The organism is Rhodoferax sp., from assembly GCF_030653815.1.
Lineage (GTDB): Bacteria > Pseudomonadota > Gammaproteobacteria > Burkholderiales > Burkholderiaceae_C > Rhodoferax.
On sequence record NZ_JAURYQ010000009.1, the window covers coordinates 1 to 16315 of the forward strand.

Consider the following 16315-nt stretch of genomic DNA (forward strand, 5'->3'; position numbering starts at 1 on the left):
ACAACTTTTTCCCCAACCCCTGTCGTTCATATAAAAGGAGACAACCATGTTTAAACGCAGAACCATCGCTTCGGCCATCGCCGGTGCCGCCTTGCTGATAGCCACCTCGGCTTTCGCGCAATTCACCGAACGAACCATCAAGTGGACGAACGGCGTCAATGAAGACCATTCGGTCGGATTGGGCGTCAAGAAAATGCAGGAGGTGCTCAACGCAAAGACCGGCGGCAAGCTCAAGATCAATGCTTTCTGGGGCGGATCTGCCGGCGGCGACCTCGCTGGTGCCCAGGCCACGCGCGCGGGCACGCAGGAGATCGTCTGCACTTCCGGCTCGGCCTTGATGGGTATCGTCAAGGAACTCGGCGTGTTCGACCTGCCCTTCCTGTTTGCCAACGAACAAGAGGCCTATGCGGTACTGGACGGCCCAGCTGGCCAGTACTTCAACAAGAAGCTCGAAGCCGCCGGCCTGGTCAACCTGGCCTACTGGGAAAATGGTTTTCGCAACCTGACCAACAGCAAGCGCCCCGTGGCGAAGATTGAGGACTTTGACGGCATGAAGGTGCGCATCATGCAGAACACCATCTTCCTGGACACGTTCAAAGCGCTGGGTTCCAACCCCACACCGATGGCCTTTGGCGAGGTGTTCACGGCACTGGAAACCAAGGCCATCGATGGTCAGGAAAACCCGTTCTCGACGATCGAGACTGCCAAACTCTATGAGGTCCAGAAGTACCTGTCGGTCACGCGCCATGCCTACTCGCCGTTCTTCGTGCTGTATAGCAAGAAGTTGTGGGACCAGCTCAGTGCGCAGGAGCAGGCCGCGCTGCGTGAAGCGGCATTGGCCGGCCAGACCGTGCAGCGCGACGCCAGCCGTGCGCAGGATGCAAAGTCCCTCGCCATGCTGAAATCACGAGGCATGGTGGTCAGCGAGTTTTCTCCTGCGGAGAAGGCGCGCGTTGTGGACAAGCTGAAGCCTATCTATGACAAGCACGTGCCCAATATCGGCGCTGAAGCTGTCAACGTCGTGCTGGATGCCCTGAAGAAGGCGCGCGGAGGTTAATGTTGAGTCCATTTCGGGGCAAGGTCATAACGGGCCGGCGAGGACCGTTATGACCGTTGATTTGTGCTGCGTTGGTAGCCAGCATAAAAATTGACCCGGGCGACGTGCTGATGCTGGTGCCGGGCCATTGCGACCCCAACGAATGAGGGTTTCAGTAACGCCCGCCACCACTGGCGCCGCTGACTTTGAGCCGGATGCTCTTGACCTCCAGCTGGTGCACACGCAAATGCGCCTCAAAGGCCGGCAGCAGCTGGCGCAGTTTGGCCGCCGTGGTGGTGTTGCTGAGCAACAGGCACCAGACGCCGTCGGTCAGCGGGCCAGCAGTGACGTTGGGCCGCAGCGTGTCAGGAATCAGGGTGCTGATGGCGTCAAAGCGGGCTTTGGAGGCGCGGTTCAGTTCCATCAGTTTGGCCAGGCTGGCGTTGTTCTGGCTGGCTTGCAGCAAGGTCACTGAGGGCTGGCGTCGGTTCATTTTTCAGGGGTGAGGGCGGATGCTGATGATTATCACGGATGGCTGACAGGGTTAATTTGCGGGCAGGCTTCCCCTGGCGGACGTGTGCCCGCCGGCCCGCTGGTCAAGTGCTGGACAAGCCGCCCCGGCGCGCGGGTAAAATTGGGGCAGTTGGACGGTGTTTGTCGTCATTTGACGCTCAGTACGCTGCCCCCCATTCCAGTCAGTTTGTAAAAAAGGATTGCGCCGCACGCTTGACCCCACCGGTCAAGCTGCACGCCGGTATTCATGGCCATCAACTTTCTCACCAAAATTTTCGGCAGTCGCAACGACCGCCTGCTTAAAAAGTACCGCCACACCGTGGGCAAAATCAACGCGATGGAAGCTGGCCTGGAGAAGCTTTCTGACGCTGAACTGCGCGCCAAGACCGAGGCCTTCAAGGACCGGCTGGCCAAAGGTGAAGCGCTCGATGCGATCTTGCCCGAGGCGTTTGCCGTGGTGCGTGAAGGCTCCAAGCGGGTCATGAAAATGCGTCCGTTCGACGTGCAGTTGCTCGGTGGCATGTCCTTGCACAACGGCAAGATTTCCGAAATGGGCACCGGCGAGGGCAAAACCCTGACCGCCACCTTGCCCGTGTACCTGAACGCCCTGACCGGCAAGGGCGTGCACGTGGTCACGGTCAATGACTACCTGGCCAACCGGGATGCCCAGTGGATGGGCAAGCTGTACAACTTTCTGGGCCTGTCGGTGGGTATCAACCTGCCCAACATGCCGCGCGAAGATAAGCAGGCTGCTTACCGCGCCGACATCACCTACGGCACCAACAACGAGTACGGCTTTGACTACCTGCGCGACAACATGGTCTACGAGGCTGCCGACCGGGTGCAGCGGGGCCTGAACTACGCCATCGTCGACGAGGTGGATTCCATTTTGATCGACGAGGCGCGCACGCCGCTCATCATCAGCGGCCAGGCCGAAGATCAGACCGACCTGTATGTGGCCATCAACCGGATCGTGCCGCAGCTGGAACAGCAAGAAGGCGAAGCCGACCCGCACACCGGCGAAGGCATCACCAAGGTGGGTGATTTCACCATCGACGAAAAAAGTCGCCAGGTGTTCCTGACCGAGCGTGGCCATGAAAACGCCGAGCGCATCTTGTTCGGGATGGGCCTGATTGCCGAAGGCGCCAGCCTGTACGACCCGGCCAATATCACGCTGATGCACCATTTGTACGCCGCGTTGCGCGCCAACCACCTGTACCTGCGTGACCAGCATTACGTGGTGCAGGCCGGCGAAGTGGTGATCGTGGACGAGTTCACCGGGCGCCTGATGAGCGGGCGGCGCTGGAGCGAAGGCCTGCACCAGGCGGTGGAAGCCAAGGAAGGCGTGGCGATCCAGCCCGAAAACCAGACCCTGGCCTCGATCACCTTCCAGAATTACTTCCGGCTCTACGGCAAGCTGGCCGGCATGACCGGCACGGCCGACACCGAGGCCTATGAGTTCCAGGAAATTTATGGCCTGGAAACGGTGGTCATGCCGCCCAACCGGCCCAGCCGCCGCGACGACCAGCTCGACCGCGTCTACAAGACCACCAAGGAAAAATACGACGCCGCCATTCAGGACATCCGCGAATGTTACGAGCGCGGCCAGCCGGTGCTGGTGGGGACCACCTCGATCGAGAATTCCGAGATCATTGCCGACCTGCTGGAAAAGGCCAAACTGCCGCACCAGGTGCTCAACGCCAAGCAGCATGCCCGCGAGGCCGACATCGTGGCGCAGGCCGGTCGTCCCAAGATGATCACCATTGCCACCAACATGGCCGGTCGTGGCACCGACATTGTGCTGGGTGGCAACATCAGCAAGCTTATCGAGGCGATCGAGGCCGACGAAACCCTTGATGCCGCGCAAAAGCAGCAGCAGCTGGCCGCGCTGAACAACCAGTGGGCCAAGGACCACGAACAGGTGACGGCCCTGGGTGGCCTGCGCATCATTGCCACCGAACGCCACGAGTCGCGCCGCATCGACAACCAGTTGCGGGGTCGTTCGGGCCGCCAGGGTGATCCGGGTTCCTCGCGTTTTTACCTGAGCCTGGACGACGCGCTGATGCGCATTTTTGCCGGCGAGCGCGTCAAGGCCATCATGGATCGCCTCAAGATGCCCGAGGGCGAGGCCATCGAGGCCAGCATGGTCACGCGCTCCATCGAGAGCGCCCAGCGCAAGGTGGAAGCGCGTAACTTCGACATGCGCAAACAACTGCTTGAGTACGACGACGTCGCCAACGACCAGCGCAAGGTGATCTATCAGCAGCGCAACGAAATCCTGGACGCGACCGACCTGTCGGCGCAGATCCAGGCGCTGCGCGAGGGCTGTTTTGAAGACGTGGTGCGCCAGTACGTGCCCTTCGAATCGGTGGAAGAGCAGTGGGACTTGCCGGCGCTGGAGCGCGTGTTGTCGGACGAATGGCAGATGACCCTGCCGCTGCAGCACCAAGTGAACGCCGCCAGCGCCATCACCGACCAGGATATTCTGGACACCGTGCGCAGCCATGCCAACACCGTGTTTGAAGAAAAAGTGACGCTCGTGGGCAATGAGAACTTCACCCAGTTCGAGCGCATGGTGCTGCTGCAAAGCATCGATAGCAACTGGCGTGACCACCTGAGTTCGCTGGATTATTTGCGTCAGGGCATCCACCTGCGCGGTTACGCCCAGAAGCAGCCCAAGCAGGAATACAAGCGCGAGGCCTTCGAGCTGTTTGGCCAGATGCTCGATGCCGTCAAGAACGAAGTCACCAAGATCCTCATGACGGTGCGCATCCAGTCCAACGAAGAAGCTGCTGCTGCGGCGGCCGACCTGGAAAACCGCGCCGAGCGCATCAGCAATGTCACCTACACCGCGCCCACCGAGAGCGGCGGGGTGGAAATCAAGGTGGACGAAACCACGATGCCGGTGGAAGTGCCGCGCGTCGGCCGCAACGAACCCTGCCCCTGCGGCAGCGGGAAAAAATACAAACAATGTCATGGCAAGTTGGCCTGAGAAAGCATCCGCCATGTCTGTTCACCTGTCCCCTCCCAACCCCGCTGAACTGTTTCCCATTGCCGGTGTGCGCATCGGTGTCACCGAAGCCGGCATCCGCAAGGCCAAGCGCAAGGACCTGACCGTGGTGCTGATCGACGACGGCGCCTCGGTGGCCGGCGTCTTCACGCAGAACCGTTTTTGTGCGGCGCCGGTGCAACTGTGCCGCGAGCACCTGGCCTCGGGTCAGGGTATCCGTGCCATGCTGATCAACACCGGCAACGCCAACGCGGGCACGGGTGCAGACGGGCTGGCGCGCGCGTTGCACACTTGCCAGGCCCTGGCCGACAAGCTGGGTCTGCAAAAGCAACAGGTGCTGCCGTTCTCCACCGGCGTCATCATGGAGACCCTGCCGATTGAGCGCATCGAGGCCGGGCTCGATGCTGCCCTGGCCGATGCCAAAGCGGACAACTGGCTGCGCGCGTCAGAAGCCATCATGACCACCGACACCGTGCCCAAGGCCTTTGGTGCGCAGCTCATGATTGACGGCACGCGGGTCAGCATCACCGGCATCAGCAAGGGCGCCGGCATGATCCGTCCCAACATGGCGACCATGCTGGGTTTCATGGCCACCGACGCTTGCGTCAGCCCCGCGCTGATGAAACAACTGGCTCTTGAGCTGGCCGAGGGTTCGTTCAACCGCGTCACGGTGGACGGTGACACCTCGACCAATGACTCGTTTGTGGTGATTGCCACCAACCAGGCGGCGCACGCGCCCATCACCTCACTGGACAGCCCGGCGGGCCAGGCGCTCAAGGCCGCCATGTTGGGTGTGGCGCGCCAGTTGGCGCAAGCCATCGTGCGTGACGGCGAGGGCGCCACCAAGTTCATCACGATTCAGGTTGAAGGCGGCAAGACCCAGGCCGAATGCCGCCAGGTGGCCTACGCCATTGCGCATTCGCCCTTGGTCAAGACCGCATTTTTCGCCAGCGACCCCAACCTGGGTCGTATCCTGGCCGCCGTGGGTTATGCCGGCATTGCCGACCTGGACCAGACCGGCATCGACTTGTACCTGGACCAGGTGCTGGTAGCGGTTAAGGGCGGGCGCAACCCCGACTACCACGAGGAAGACGGCCAGCGTGTCATGAAGCAGGCCGAGATCACCGTGCGCGTGGTGCTGGGCCGGGGCGACGCGGTGGATGCCGTGTGGACCTGTGACCTGAGCCACGACTATGTCACGATCAATGCCGATTACCGTTCATGAACGCGAGTTTCGAGCATTTGCTGCTGCGCGCCGAGCAGCTCATCAGCCGCATTGAGGCGGTGCTGCCGCAAGCCGTCTCCCAGCCTGACTGGACGGCCTCAAGCGCCTTTCGTTACCGCAAGCGCAGCTCCGGCCGCGCCACGCTGGAGCCGGTGCGCCATGTCGGTGTGATGGCTTTGAGTGACCTCAAAGAGATTGAGCCGCAAAAGGAAAAAATCCACCGCAACACGCGCCAGTTTGTGTTGGGTCAGCGCGCCAACAACGTGCTGCTGACCGGTGCGCGCGGCACCGGCAAGTCGTCGCTGATCCGGGCCTGCCTGAATGAATTTACGGCCCAGGGCTTGCGCCTGATCGAAGTCGACAAGGCGGACCTCACCGATTTGCCGGACATCATTGACCTGGTGTCTGACGAGCCCTACAAGTTCATCGTCTTTTGCGATGACCTGAGCTTTGACGAAGGCGAGTCCGGCTACAAGGCGCTCAAGTCGATTCTGGATGGCTCGGTGGCCGCCACCACCGCCAATGTGCTGATTTATGCGACCAGCAACCGGCGCCATTTGTTGCCCGAGTACATGAAGGAAAACCTTAGCTACACCCACACCGCCGACGGCGAGGTGCATCCGGGTGAAGGCGTCGAGGAAAAAATATCGCTGTCCGAGCGCTTTGGCCTGTGGGTGAGCTTTTACCCGTTTTCGCAGGACGAGTACCTCACCATCGTGGCCCAATGGCTCGGTGCCATGGGCATCTCGGTGCCGGCTATCGAAGCCGCGCGTGCCGAGGCTCTGGTATGGGCGCTGGAGCGGGGTTCGCGCAGTGGCCGGGTCGCCTACCAGTTTGCCCTGGACTACGCCGGCCAGCACGCAGTGGCGGCATGAGCCTGCCACCCAGTGCCCCCGCCACGCTGGTGGCCGATGGCGCGCTGCCGCGGGTTGGTGGTGCAGACCGGGCCGTGGTCGATGTGGCGGTGGGGGTGTTGATTCGGCCGGACGGCGATTTCTTGCTGACCTCACGCCCTGCCGACAAGGTTTACGCCGGTTACTGGGAGTTTCCGGGTGGCAAATTCGAGCCGGGCGAGTCGGTGCAGCAGGCTTTGCTGCGCGAATTGCACGAAGAGCTCGGCATTCATATCGACCAGATTGAACCCTGGCGCCAGGAGTTGGTGGACTATCCGCACGCCCTGGTGCGCCTGCATTTTTGCAAGGTCTGGGCCTGGACGGGTGAGTTGCAGATGCGCGAAGCCCAGTCGTTTGCCTGGCAGCGCCTGCCGGTGTCGGTCAGCCCGGTATTGCCGGGCACGGTGCCGGTGTTGCAGTGGTTGGCGGAAGAACGCGCCGTTTAACGGAAGTTCAGTCCGGCGCAAAATCTTCCGGTGGCGCTGCAGCGGGCACAGCAAACTGCTCGCTGGCCCAGGCGCCCAGGTCGATCTGCTTGCAGCGCTCGCTGCAGAACGGCCGGTAGGGGTTGCTTGCCGCATAGACGCTGACCCCGCCACAGCCCGGGCAGGTCACGATCTTCACGGGAACTTTGGCTTGTGGTTTGGTGCCGCTCATGCGCACAAGGCCAGCTCCAGGCTGACATCTTCGTTGATGGCTTGCAGCCGGTTGTCTTCACCCTGGTGCAACAAGCGCACCGATACCATCAGCCGGTTGCCGCTGATCTCGGGGACCAGTTCCAGGGCCTCATCGAGTGCCAGGCGCAGCAGCAAAAAGGTGCGACCCTGCGGCAGGCTTTGTTGCAGTTGACCGTTATTCACGATCACTTTTTGTGGCGCACCGGAATCGCGCAGCAATTTGAGCAGCAGGGCAACCGCGTCGGCCATGGGTTTCAACGTTTCAGCCCATTTCAGCAGTTGGGCTTGCCGAACGGCGGGCGGCTTGTGTTGCCACGCGTGGTAAGCGGGCAAATCGAAACCACAGGTGCCACCGGGAATCACGATGCGGCTGCGAATGGCCATCAGCCAGTCGTTCTCGGTCAGGGTTTGCCCGATTTTTCCGGGCAGGCTGTTCAGCGCTTCAAAGCACTGGTCGAGATGCCCAATGACTTCGTCGAGCACGGCTTCGGCAATGGCCGGGTTGCCGCGGTAGCTGTCAAGCGCGTGCTTTTGTTTGTCCAGGTCCTTGAGCAGATCGGTTTTGAGGTCAGCGCGCGTGCTCACTTCAAGAATTTCGAACAGCGTGGCCAGCGCAAAGTGGTGGTCCATGGCATCCACGCGCGGCAACAATTGCTGCAGGTGCATGAAGAGATGTTCCAGTCGCAAATAAGTGCGAATGCGTTCTTGCAGTGGGTATTCGTAAAGGATCACGCTGGGGTTCAATCGATCAATGAGCTAAGTCGAATGATAGCTTGAAGCGCGGCGCCAGCATGGCCACTTCGGCGCTTAAGCCCTGAAGTGTCAGGCCGTCGTTGAAAATGACGCTGTCGGCGGCCTGCAAGCGGCGCAGGCGGCTGCTTTGGGCTGCGATGACGGCCTCGACCGCGCTGCGCGTCAGCCCGTTGCGCGCCATGACACGCGCGATCTGGGTTTCAGCCAGGCAGTCCACCACCAGCACATGGTCCACCTTTTGACGCCAGCGGGCGGATTCCACCAGCAGCGGAACATCAAACACCAGGCACGGGTGCCCCGCTGCTTGGGCCGCGTGGCCTTGGCGCGCCGCTTCTTCAGCGACCAGCGGGTGGATGATGGCTTCCAACCTGAGTTTGGCGCCAGGGTCCGAGAAGGCCAGCACGCGCATGCGGTCGCGGTCCAGGGCCCCTTGGGCGGTGACGAACTCCATGCCGAATTCCCGCGCAATGGCGGGCATGGCCAGTCCGTTGGGGGTGGTGAGCTGGCGGGCGATGGCGTCGGCATCCATGATGGCGGCACCCGCCTGGGCCAGCAGTGCGGCCACCGTGCTTTTCCCGCTGCCGATGCCCCCCGTCAGACCGAGCTGAAACGGCGCGCCCACGTGTTACAGCCCCACCGCCTTGAGCATGGCGTTGGGGCCGGCCAGCAGGGCGGTGAGGCCCGCGCCTGCCAAAAACGGGCCAAAGGGCACATAGCCGCCTTCGCGCAGATTTTTCGAGAATTTCAGGCCGATGCCCACCACCGCGCCAATGACGGAGGCCATCAAAATGATGGGAATCAGCGCTTGCCAGCCAAACCAGGCGCCCAGCGCGGCAAAGAGCTTGAAGTCGCCGTACCCCATGCCTTCCTTGCCGGTGACCAGCTTGAAGGCCCAGTACACCGCCCAGAGCGACAGGTAGCCGGCTGCCGCGCCCCAGAAGGCATCGGGCAGGGTGACGCTACCCAGCTGCAGGGCGGCCAGTGCCAGGCCCGCCCACAGCAGCGGCAGCGTGATGTCGTCGGGCAGCAGGGTGGTGTCCCAGTCAATCATGCCCAGTGCCACCAGCGCCGCACAAAAGCCGCACCAGGCCAGGCCGGTGGCGCTGGCGCCCCATTGCCAGCCACACCATAAAAACAGCAGGCCGGTGGCCAGTTCCACCAGCGGATAGCGCAGGCTGATGCCCGCCTGACAATGGCGGCAACGGCCGCGCAGCACCAGGTAACCGAGCACGGGGATATTTTCAAACCAGGCCAGCTGATGGCCGCAACTTTGACAGCGCGAGCGCGGCACCAGCAGGCTGAAAGGCGCTTTTTCCGGCAGGGTTTTGCCGTGAAGGTCGGCGCATTCGGCCTGCCATTGGGCTTCGAGCATGACCGGCAGGCGGTAAATGACGACGTTGAGGAAGCTGCCGATGAGCAGCCCCAACATACCCAGCAGACCAGCGTCCAGACCTTGCAAGCCCGCCATCAGACCACCTGGCCGAGCTTGAAGATGGGCAGGTACATGGCCACCACAATGCCGCCAATGACGGTGCCCAGAATCACGATGATGATGGGCTCCATCAGGCTGGAGATGCCCGCCACCATGTCGTCCACCTCCGACTCGTAGAAGTCGGCTGACTTGCCCAGCATGTGGTCGATGGAGCCCGATTCTTCACCGATGGCGCACATTTGCAGCACCATGGAGGGGAACAGGTTGACGTTGGTCATGGCCTGCGTGAGCGCCGTGCCGGTGGAGACCTCCTGTTGAATTTTGACTGTGGCCATTTCATACACCGCGTTGCCGGCCGCACCGCCCACCGAGTCCAGCGCCTCGACCAGCGGCACGCCGGCAGCAAACATGGTGGACAGGGTTCGCGTCCAGCGGGCAATGCAGGATTTTTCCACCAGCACACCGAAGATGGGCACTTTCAGCATGATGCGGTCCATGATGACCTGCATCTTCTTGTTGCGCCGCCAGGCCTGCATGAAGAAGTACACGCCGCCGCCCAGGCCGCCAAAAATAAGCCACCAGTACTGCACAAAAATCTCGCTCATGGCGATCACCGCCAAGGTGGGGCCGGGCAGGTCGGCGCCAAAGTTGGAAAACACTTCCTTGAACGCCGGCACCACAAAAATCATGATCACGGCAGTCACGACAAACGCCACGACCAGCACCGAGATCGGGTACATCAGGGCGGACTTGATCTTGGACTTCATGGCCTCGGTCTTTTCCATGTACACCGCCAGCCGGTCCAGCAACTGGTCCAGAATACCGGCGGCCTCGCCGGCCTCGACCAGGTTGCAGTACAGGTTGTCAAAGTAGAGCGGGTATTTGCGAAAGGCCACGCTCAGCGAGGTGCCGGTTTCGACATCGTTGCGGATGTCGTTGAGCAGCCGGGTCACGCTCGGGTTGGGGTTGCCCCGGCCAACAATGTCAAAGGCCTGCAGCAGTGGCACACCGGCTTTCATCATGGTGGCGAGCTGGCGGGTAAAGATGGCCATGTCCTTGGGTTTGATGGACCTGCCCGCGCTCATGCGCCGTTTTTTGATCTTGAGGGGCATGATGCCCTGGCGTCGCAATGAGGACTGCACCTGGTTTTCGCCACCGGCGCGGGTCTCCCCCCGCACCTGTTTGCCGTTGCGGTCCTTACCCTCCCACTCAAAGACAAATTCCTTGATGGTTTTTGTTTTTTCGGTTGCCATAAAGTTGTTGAATGCTTAGGTTAAGGGTTGCTGCTCATGCAGACGTACTTTGGCAAATCAAACGCTATTTTCACTTTTTTCAAGTCCCGCTTGTGGAACTTGTCGAAACCGGCGGGTGGCGGTTGTTTTCAGGCCACGTCATGGGCCAGAACCTGCTTCAGAAAAATGGCAATGTCGGCCACTTCGCGCGGGTGCAGGCTGTGCGGCATGGGGTAACTGTGCCACTGCACCGGGTGCCCCATTTTGACGAGCAGATCGCGACTGGCTTCACCGCGGGCCGGGACCACCACCGGGTCCTGGCTGCCGTGCGCCATGAAGATGGGGGTGTGGGCATTGGCGGCTGTGCGCTCGGCGGCAAATTGATCTGCCAGTGGCAGGTAGCCCGACAAGGCCATGATGCCGGCCAGCGTGTGGGGAAAGCGCAGCCCGGTGTGCAGCGCCATGGCACAGCCTTGCGAGAAGCCCGCCAGCACAATGCGGTGGGCCGGAATGCCGCGCGCCATCTCCCGTTCGATCAACGCCGCAACGGCTTGCGCCGAGGCGCGAATGCCAACCGTGTCCTGGCGACTGACCAGATCGGCGCCAAAAATGTCGTACCAGGCCGGCATCACATAGCCGCCGTTGACGGTGACGGGAATGGCCGGCGCATGGGGAAAGATGAAACGGATGGCGGGGCAGCCAGAGACGTCAAGCTCGGGCACCAGGCCGGCAAAGTCATTGCCGTCGGCGCCCAGCCCATGCAGCCAGATCACGGCGGCGCTGGGTTGGGGTGCGGTCTCGATCTGGATGTGGGGCAGCAGGGTCGTCATGCAGTAGGGTCTGAGTTGGGGCGAGCGGGCTTGTCAGGACAGCAGTGCCTGGGCAAATTCACGGGCGTTGAAGGTTTCCAGGTCTTCCAGTTTTTCGCCAACACCAATGAAATAGACAGGGATGGGGCGTTCGCGCGCAATGGCGGCCAGCACGCCCCCCTTGGCGGTGCCGTCGAGCTTGGTGACGATCAGACCGGTCAGGCCCAGGGCGTCATCAAAGGCTTTTACCTGGGTCAGGGCGTTTTGCCCGGTGTTGCCGTCAATCACCAGCAACACCTCGTGGGGCGGGGTGGCCAGGGTGCGCTCGGCTGGCGTGCTGGCGCTGGCGTCCGGGTGGTCCAGTGCCGGGCCGGCTTTTTGGATCACGCGCTTGATCTTGACCAGCTCCTGCATCAGGTGCAATTGGGTGGGCAGGCGCCCGGCGGTGTCGACCAGCACCACGTCGCGGCCACGGGCCTTGCCGGCACTCACGGCGTCGAAGGCCACGGCCGCCGGGTCGCCCCCTTCCTGGCTGATGATGTCCACCGCCGTGCGGTCAGCCCACACCCCCAGCTGCTCGCGCGCCGCGGCCCGAAAGGTGTCGGCTGCAGCCAGCAGCACACTGGCCTTGTTGACGGCCAGATGCCGGGTGAGCTTGCCGATGGAGGTGGTCTTGCCCGCGCCATTGACGCCGGCGACCATGATCACCGTGGGCTTGAAGCGGCCGATGACCAGCGACTTTTGCAGCGGGCTCAGCAGTTCGGTCAGGGACTCGATCAGCAGTGCCTTCACGGCCGACGGGTCGGTGGTCTTGCTGTCCTTGACGCGGCGCTTCAGGTCTTGCAGCAAATGCTCGGTGGCCTTGACCCCGGTGTCGGCCATCAGCAGGGCGGTCTCGAGGTCTTCATACAGTGCATCGTCAATTTGGGTACCGGTGAACACCGTGGCAATGCTGCTGCCGGTTTTTCGCAAGCCCATTTTGAGCTTGTCGATCCAGGACTTGCGCTCAGGGGCGGGCGCAGGCGCGGGGGCCAGCTCCGGTGCCGCTGCTGCCGGGGCAAGCTCAGGCAAGCTTGTTGGTTTCTGGGCCGGCATCAACGGGCTCAGCGCATCCACGGGGGAAGGCACGGCAGCAGGAGGCGGGGCAGGGGGCTTTTTTCTGAAAAAACTGAACATTTTTTGGGTTCGTGGTATCACTGCATTCTATGAAACACAAGACACCCACTTTGAACTCCCGAAACTTGACCCATCTCGGCGTGGCCTGGCTGACCTGGGCCACTTTGTCCACGGCCGTTGCCCAGGCGCCCAGCGCCCCCGCGAGCGCCACAGCGACGGCTGTACAGGCGCAGCAGTTCACCCTTGCCAATGGCATGAGCCTGATCGTCAAACCGGATCGACGCGCGCCCACCGCCGTGCACATGCTGTGGCTGCGCGCCGGCTCGATGGACGAGGTCGATGGCAGCTCGGGGGTGGCCCATGTGCTGGAGCACATGCTGTTCAAGGGCACGCCTACCGTGCCGGTGGGCGAGTTTTCGCGTCGTGTGGCGGCCCTGGGCGGACGCGACAACGCCTTTACCAGCCTCGACTACACCGGCTACTACCAGCAAATTCCGGCCACCCGGCTGGCCGATGTGATGGCGCTGGAGGCCGACCGTTTTGCCAACAACCAGTGGCCCGACGAAGAATTTAAAAAGGAACTCGAAGTGGTCAAGGAAGAGCGCCGCATGCGCACCGAAGACAACCCGCGCGCGCTGCTGCATGAAGCCCTGAACGCCGCTGTGTTTGTGGCCTCGCCTTACCGCCGCCCGATCGTGGGCTGGATGAGCGACCTGGAATCGCTCACGCCCGAGGATGCCCGTAGCTACTACCAGCGCTGGTACGTGCCGGCCAATGCCGCCGTGGTGGTGGCCGGTGATGTGGATGTGGCCGAGGTGCGCCGTCTGGCTGAAAAATACTATGGACAAATTCCCGCGCGGGCCGTGCCCGAGCGCAAGCCGCGCGTGGAGCCGGCGCAGACCGGTCTCAAACGCATCGCGTTCAAGGCCCCGGCCGAGCAGGCCATGGTGACGCTGGCCTTCAAGGTGCCCACCTTCCAGTCCTTTGAGGGCGGCCAGGATGAAAGTGACGCGCTGGCCCTGACCGTGCTGTCCGCTGTGCTGGACGGCTACAGCGGGGCCCGGCTGGAGCGCGCCCTGACCCAGGGGCCCGACCGGGTGGCCGACAGTGCCGGCGCCGACAACGGCTTGTGGGGGCGTGGGCCGCAGCTGTTCATGTTGTCCGGGGTACCGGCCAAGGGCAAGACGGCTGAACAAGTGGAGGCCGCACTGCGCGCCCAGGTGACACGCATTGCCACGGAGGGTGTGTCGGAGGCCGAGCTGGCCCGTGTCAAGACCCAGTGGGTGGCCAGTGCGGTGTACAAGCTCGATTCGGTTTTCAACCAGGCCCGTGAACTGGGCACCAGCTGGGTACAGGGTCAGCCGCTGGACGCCCACGAGCGTTTGATCGAACGCCTGCGCGCCGTGACAGCCGAACAGGTCAAGGCCGTGGCCGCCAAATATTTTGGTGACGACCAGCTGACGGTGGCGCAACTGCTGCCGCAGCCCTTGAACAAAACCGGCAAACCCCGCACCGCTGCAGCGGGCAGCCGACACTGAAACCGATCCGGATGAACCCCATGACCACGTTTAAAAAAGTAAGCCTTCAAGCGCTTGTGACCGCTTTCCTGAGTGTTTTGTGCCTGCCTGCCGCCCTGGCCGGTATCGCCATTGAACACTGGGCCCTGCCCAGCGGTGCCCAGGTGTTCCTGGTGCAAAGCCACGCCATTCCGATGCTGGATGTCCAGCTGGACTTTGATGCCGGCAGTCGCCGCGATCCGGCCCCACAAGCCGGGCTCGCCAGTGTCACCGCCAGTCTCAGCGGCATGGGGGTGCGGGCCAATCCGGCACGCGGCGAGGCGGCGATGGATGAAAATGCGCTGGGCGAGGCCTGGGCCGACCTGGGCGCCAGCTTTGGCGGCCATGCCAGCGCCGACCGCATGAGCTTTGCGTTGCGCTCGCTGACCTATCCCGACCTGCTGACCAAGGCGGTGCAACTGGCGGCGCGGCAACTGGCCGAGCCGGCATTCCCGGCCGACATCTGGCAGCGCGAACGTGAAACCATGATCGCTGCCATCAAGGAGGCCAACACCCGCCCGGACACATTGGCCCAGCGCGCCTTTGACCAGGCGGTGTATGGCGCGCACCCGTATGGCCATGACACCACCGAGGCTTCGTTGCAGCGCATCGAGGTGGCGCACATGGCGGCGCTTTACCGCCAGCTGATTCAGCCTTGCCGCGCCAAAGTCGTCTTGGTGGGGGCGGTGACGCGGCCGCAGGCCGATGCGCTGGTGACGCAATTGCTGGCCCGGCTCACGGGCCCGGATGCATCGACGTGCCCGACACTGCCCGCCGTGGCGGAAGTGGCGCCCTTGACGCAGGCCAGCGAACAACGCATTGCGTTTGACTCGGCACAAGCCCACGTCTTGCTGGGCCAGCCGGGCTACAAGCGCAGCGACCCCGATTTTTTTGCCATGCTGGTGGGCAACTACATCCTCGGCGGTGGCGGCTTTGTCTCGCGCCTGACCCACGAGGTGCGGGAAAGGCGCGGCTTGAGCTACAGCGTCTACAGCTACTTTGCGCCCGGCCTGCATGCCGGCGCTTTTGCCATTGGCCTGCAAACCCGCCCCGACCAGGCTGGCCAGGCCTTGCAGGTGTCGCGCGAGGTCTTGGTCCGTTTTGTGGCCGATGGCCCGACCGAGGCCGAACTGCAGGCCGCCAAGGACAACCTGATCGGAGGCTTTGCGCTGCGCCTGGACAGCAACCGCAAGCTGCTCGACAACGTGGCCAACATTGCCTGGAACAAGCTGGCGCTTGACTACCTCGATACCTGGACCCAGCGCGTGCAAAGCATCACCGCGGCCGACATCCGCTCGGCGTTCCAGCGCAAGCTGCAGCCCGAGAAGATGGTGACGGTGGTGCTGGGTGGGTCAGGGTTCGAGAAGGGTTTCCGCAGGTAAGATGCAGGCATGAAACGCGCTACCCCTGAAACCAAAAGCCGCCCCCCCCGTCCTGCGCGCCCGCGTGCCGTACAAAGCCATGAAATCCGCATCATTGGCGGTCAGTACAAGCGCACCAAACTGCAGGTGGCTGACAAGCCGGGTCTGCGGCCCACGCCGGACCGGGTGCGTGAAACCCTGTTCAACTGGCTGGGGCAGGACCTGAGCGGTTGGCGCTGCCTGGATGCCTTTGCCGGCACCGGGGCATTGGGCTTCGAGGCGGCCTCACGCGGTGCTGCGCAGGTGCTGCTGGTGGAGCAGGATGCCGCGCTGGTGGCGCAACTCAAGCGGGTGCAAGACCAATTGAAAGCGGCGGTGGTTCAGGTGGTCCGGGGCGATGCGGTGGCGGCGCTGCGTCATGCGCCCGCGGCCAGTCTGGAACTGATCTTTCTGGACCCGCCGTTTGATTCCCCCTTGTTCGAGGCCGCTGTGCAGGCGGCAGCGCCAGCGCTCTCGGTCACCGGTTTTTTGTACCTGGAAGCGCCCAAACGCTGGCCCGAGAGCGAGTTGCAGGGTTTGGGCTTGCAGTTGCACCGCCACCTCAAGGCCGGCATGGTGCATGCGCATTTGCTCAGGCGCATCGAAGCCGTGGCGTTGCCTGCGGGCTGATAATGGCCGAACTTCACTGAACCCCACGGATTG

16 protein-coding genes are annotated in these 16315 nt (G+C 62.8%); 8 read left to right on the forward strand and 8 right to left on the reverse strand.

Going from position 1 to position 16315, the window contains the following annotated elements:
- Positions 1-46: 46 nt before the first annotated feature.
- A complete protein-coding gene (locus tag Q7U49_RS02975; RefSeq protein WP_304762268.1) occupies positions 47-1057 on the forward strand; it encodes a TRAP transporter substrate-binding protein in 1011 nt (336 codons plus the stop codon).
- A 151-nt stretch (positions 1058-1208) separates the two neighbouring features.
- On the opposite strand, the gene Q7U49_RS02980 is transcribed toward Q7U49_RS02975, so the two are convergent.
- Positions 1209-1529 (reverse strand): hypothetical protein, encoded by a 321-nt coding sequence (locus Q7U49_RS02980; RefSeq protein WP_304762269.1) that lies wholly within the window; start codon positions 1527-1529, stop codon positions 1209-1211.
- Between the two features lie 267 nt (positions 1530-1796).
- Between Q7U49_RS02980 and secA the strand changes: the two genes are divergently transcribed.
- From secA to Q7U49_RS03000, 4 genes are read left to right on the forward strand one after another with little or no spacing between them, the layout of a single operon-like run.
- The gene (secA, locus tag Q7U49_RS02985) at positions 1797-4541 is read left to right on the forward strand and encodes a preprotein translocase subunit SecA (protein WP_304762270.1); all 2745 of its coding nucleotides are present in this window, start codon (positions 1797-1799) and stop codon (positions 4539-4541) included.
- 13 nt (positions 4542-4554) lie between these two features.
- Positions 4555-5784 (forward strand): bifunctional glutamate N-acetyltransferase/amino-acid acetyltransferase ArgJ, encoded by a 1230-nt coding sequence (argJ, locus tag Q7U49_RS02990; RefSeq protein WP_304762271.1) that lies wholly within the window; start codon positions 4555-4557, stop codon positions 5782-5784.
- On the forward strand, positions 5781-6659 hold the full coding sequence (locus Q7U49_RS02995) for an ATP-binding protein (RefSeq protein ID WP_304762272.1): 879 nt from the start codon (positions 5781-5783) through the stop codon (positions 6657-6659). Before argJ ends, Q7U49_RS02995 begins: the two co-directional genes overlap by 4 nt.
- Positions 6656-7123, forward strand: a complete 468-nt coding sequence (locus tag Q7U49_RS03000) for an NUDIX domain-containing protein (RefSeq protein ID WP_304762273.1) — start codon at positions 6656-6658, stop codon at positions 7121-7123. Before Q7U49_RS02995 ends, Q7U49_RS03000 begins: the two co-directional genes overlap by 4 nt.
- A gap of 7 nt (positions 7124-7130) precedes the next feature.
- On the opposite strand, the gene Q7U49_RS03005 is transcribed toward Q7U49_RS03000, so the two are convergent.
- The 7 genes from Q7U49_RS03005 to Q7U49_RS03035 all read right to left on the reverse strand — a co-directional run bounded on the left by Q7U49_RS03005 (position 7131) and on the right by Q7U49_RS03035 (position 12756).
- Positions 7131-7334, reverse strand: coding sequence for a DNA gyrase inhibitor YacG (locus Q7U49_RS03005; RefSeq protein ID WP_304762274.1), 204 nt, complete (start codon positions 7332-7334; stop codon positions 7131-7133).
- Positions 7331-8086 carry a cell division protein ZapD gene (gene zapD / locus Q7U49_RS03010; protein WP_304762275.1) on the reverse strand — a complete coding sequence of 252 codons (756 nt, stop codon included), beginning with the start codon at positions 8084-8086 and terminating at the stop codon, positions 7331-7333. The genes Q7U49_RS03005 and zapD overlap by 4 nt, the downstream gene beginning before the upstream one ends.
- A gap of 16 nt (positions 8087-8102) precedes the next feature.
- Positions 8103-8729, reverse strand: a complete 627-nt coding sequence (gene coaE / locus Q7U49_RS03015; protein WP_304762276.1) for a dephospho-CoA kinase — start codon at positions 8727-8729, stop codon at positions 8103-8105.
- Between the two features lie 3 nt (positions 8730-8732).
- On the reverse strand, positions 8733-9575 hold the full coding sequence (locus Q7U49_RS03020; protein ID WP_304762277.1) for an A24 family peptidase: 843 nt from the start codon (positions 9573-9575) through the stop codon (positions 8733-8735).
- Positions 9575-10792 (reverse strand): type II secretion system F family protein, encoded by a 1218-nt coding sequence (locus Q7U49_RS03025; RefSeq protein ID WP_304762278.1) that lies wholly within the window; start codon positions 10790-10792, stop codon positions 9575-9577. Before Q7U49_RS03025 ends, Q7U49_RS03020 begins: the two co-directional genes overlap by 1 nt.
- Before the next feature lie 128 nt (positions 10793-10920).
- Positions 10921-11601, reverse strand: a complete 681-nt coding sequence (locus Q7U49_RS03030) for an alpha/beta hydrolase (RefSeq protein ID WP_304762279.1) — start codon at positions 11599-11601, stop codon at positions 10921-10923.
- A gap of 33 nt (positions 11602-11634) precedes the next feature.
- The gene (locus Q7U49_RS03035; RefSeq protein ID WP_304762280.1) at positions 11635-12756 is read right to left on the reverse strand and encodes a signaling recognition particle receptor family protein; all 1122 of its coding nucleotides are present in this window, start codon (positions 12754-12756) and stop codon (positions 11635-11637) included.
- A gap of 29 nt (positions 12757-12785) precedes the next feature.
- On the opposite strand from Q7U49_RS03035, the gene Q7U49_RS03040 reads away from it, so the two are divergent.
- The 3 genes from Q7U49_RS03040 to rsmD are packed head-to-tail and all read left to right on the forward strand — an operon-like array spanning position 12786 to position 16282.
- Positions 12786-14234 carry a M16 family metallopeptidase gene (locus Q7U49_RS03040; RefSeq protein WP_370653952.1) on the forward strand — a complete coding sequence of 483 codons (1449 nt, stop codon included), beginning with the start codon at positions 12786-12788 and terminating at the stop codon, positions 14232-14234.
- 20 nt (positions 14235-14254) lie between these two features.
- Positions 14255-15634, forward strand: coding sequence for a pitrilysin family protein (locus Q7U49_RS03045; protein WP_304762281.1), 1380 nt, complete (start codon positions 14255-14257; stop codon positions 15632-15634).
- A gap of 9 nt (positions 15635-15643) precedes the next feature.
- Positions 15644-16282, forward strand: coding sequence for a 16S rRNA (guanine(966)-N(2))-methyltransferase RsmD (gene rsmD / locus Q7U49_RS03050; protein WP_304762282.1), 639 nt, complete (start codon positions 15644-15646; stop codon positions 16280-16282).
- The last annotated feature ends 33 nt before the right edge of the window (positions 16283-16315 follow it).